The 1,482-nt window shown below is 51.3% G+C and carries 2 rRNA genes; both read right to left on the reverse strand.

What is annotated here, in order from left to right:
• Positions 1–723: ribosomal RNA gene (locus I6E38_RS14740) — 23S ribosomal RNA — on the reverse strand; the annotation flags it as partial.
• A 288-nt stretch (positions 724–1,011) separates the two neighbouring features.
• A 16S ribosomal RNA gene (locus I6E38_RS14745) occupies positions 1,012–1,482 on the reverse strand; the annotation flags it as partial.

Below are 1,482 nucleotides of genomic sequence, written 5' to 3' on the forward strand. Positions count from 1 at the left end.
TAGATCACTTGGTTTCGCGTCTACCCCCTCTGACTCGACGCCCTGTTCAGGCTCGCTTTCACTGCGGTTGCGCGGGTCGTCCCGCTTAACCTCGCCAGAGATGGTAACTCGTAGGTTCATTATGCAAAAGGCACGCCGTCACTGCTATAAGCAGCTCCGACCGCTTGTAGGCGCAAGGTTTCAGGATCTCTTTCACTCCCCTGCTCGGGGTTCTTTTCACCTTTCCTTCACAGTACTGGTTCGCTATCGGTCTCACGGGAGTATTTAGCCTTACCGGATGGTCCCGGCGGATTCGCGCAGAATTCCTCGTGTTCCGCGTTACTCAGGATACCACTAGGCTTCAGCGTGCTTCGAATACGGGACTCTCACCCTCTATGGTCGTTCTTTCCAGAACGTTCTTCTCACAAGCATCGTGCCACAGCGTGGTCCTACAACCCCATGGTTGCGTTGCCACAATCATGGTTTGGGCTCTTCCCCGTTCGCTCGCCACTACTAGGGGAATCATTAATTTATTTTCTCTTCCTGCAGGTACTAAGATGTTTCAGTTCCCTGCGTTAGCTCTATCTTAAGATAGTGACTGTCCTTCAGACAGACGGGTTGTCCCATTCGGAAATCCTCGGATCAAAGATTATTTGCATCTACCCGAGGCTTATCGCAGCTTATCACGTCCTTCATCGCCTCCGTGAGCCAAGGCATCCACCTTGCGCCCTTTTCTACTTTCTTCGAATCTTCATTCTGATTGCTCAGAACGAAAACCGTAGCTCATACTTTCAGCTGTTGTTATTGATTTAACTTACAGTTTTGCTTGTATCAATATGTCAAAGATCGTTTCCCTTTTAAGGGATAGTGAGAAGCAAGGACTTGAACCTCGATGTATGCCGGACTCTATATATTATATAATGTATAGCGTCTTCATTGTTTCTCTATTTAGTAAGACAGTGCGCCAAGAAGCGTGGGAGAAGTCAAGCAAACCATTTGATTGACTGTTCTCTATGAATCTCGTCTCTCCAGAAAGGAGGTGTTCCAGCCGCACCTTCCGGTACGGCTACCTTGTTACGACTTAGCCCCAATCACCGGTTTCACCCTAGGCCGATCCTTGCGGTTACGGACTTCAGGCGCCCCCGGCTTTCATGGCTTGACGGGCGGTGTGTACAAGGCCCGGGAACGTATTCACCGCGCCATGGCTGATGCGCGATTACTAGCGAATCCAGCTTCGTGGGGTCGGGTTGCAGACCCCAGTCCGAACTGAGACATGTTTTAGGGATTCGACCGTATTTGCATACGGCCAGCTTTCTGTACATGCCATTGTAACACGTGTGTAGCCCCGGACGTAAGGGCCGTGCTGATTTGACGTCATCCCCACCTTCCTCACTCCTTGCGGAGGCAGTCTTCACAGAGTGCCCGGCATTACCCGATGGCAACTGAGAACAGGGGTTGCGCTCGTTATGGCACTTAAGCCGACACCTCACGGCACGAGCTGAC

Origin of the sequence: Leyella stercorea (genome assembly GCF_021531355.1) — a bacterium.
Lineage (GTDB): Bacteria > Bacteroidota > Bacteroidia > Bacteroidales > Bacteroidaceae > Prevotella.